The sequence below is a fragment of the Lentzea indica genome (genome assembly GCF_012184385.1).
GTDB lineage: Bacteria > Actinomycetota > Actinomycetes > Mycobacteriales > Pseudonocardiaceae > Lentzea > Lentzea indica.
The window spans coordinates 1-690 of record NZ_VSRL01000594.1; the positions used below are offsets into that span (position 1 = coordinate 1).

General features: G+C 73.8%; 1 protein-coding gene and 1 pseudogene. One reads left to right on the forward strand and one right to left on the reverse strand.

Features of this window, described 5'->3' with window-relative positions; translation table 11 throughout:
- The first annotated feature begins 113 nt into the window (after positions 1–113).
- On the forward strand, positions 114–284 hold the full coding sequence (locus FXN61_RS49825; RefSeq protein ID WP_167980685.1) for a hypothetical protein: 171 nt from the start codon (positions 114–116) through the stop codon (positions 282–284).
- Here FXN61_RS49825 and FXN61_RS49830 read toward each other — a convergent pair.
- Positions 281–690, reverse strand: a pseudogene (locus FXN61_RS49830) (hypothetical protein); the annotation flags it as partial. The gene FXN61_RS49825 and the pseudogene FXN61_RS49830 sit on opposite strands and share 4 nt — an antisense overlap.

Below are 690 nucleotides of genomic sequence, written 5' to 3' on the forward strand. Positions count from 1 at the left end.
CGCCGCGATCCTGGACACCCAGCTGCCGTTGATCGCGCTCCGACCGCCCTGCGCGCCGCCCGCACCCGCTTCGGAGGTGCGCGGGGCTCCTCGGCTCACGCCGAGGCGGCGACGTGGACCACGCCTGCGACCTGGTCGCCGAGCTGCTGGACGACGTCCGGCAGGTGCAGTCGGCGACCGTGCACATCGACCTCACGTCGTTCAGCAAGCTGCTGTCCCGGTTGCGCCCGGCGGCAGGACGCGAGGTGGCGCGAGAGATCGGCGACATCCTGTTCGCCGGCTAAACCGCGGTCCGCTGGTTCTCCCGCTCCAGCGCCTCCGCCATCTCCACCCACGCCTCGGCACACCCGCGGGCCATGTCCGCGACCAGTTCCCGGCAGTGCGAAGGCACCCCGGACACCACCGCCGCCCAGTCCCCCTGCGAGACCGCGTGGGTCTCCAGCCATCGCAGCGCCTGCCGCCCGTGTTCGTTGAACCGCAACGAAGGATCCCGCCGCAGGATCGGCAGGGTGGCGTCCGGCGCCCTGACCTCGGTGCGCGACACCGGCACCTCGGCCCGCTCGGCTGTACGCATCCGTTCCGGCACCGGATCCACGCCCGCGCTCAACCGCCGCCGCACGTCCCGAACCGTCCCCGGCGACACCCTGCCGCCGCGCGATGTCGCGCAGCGAGGCGCCGGGCCGTTCCGAG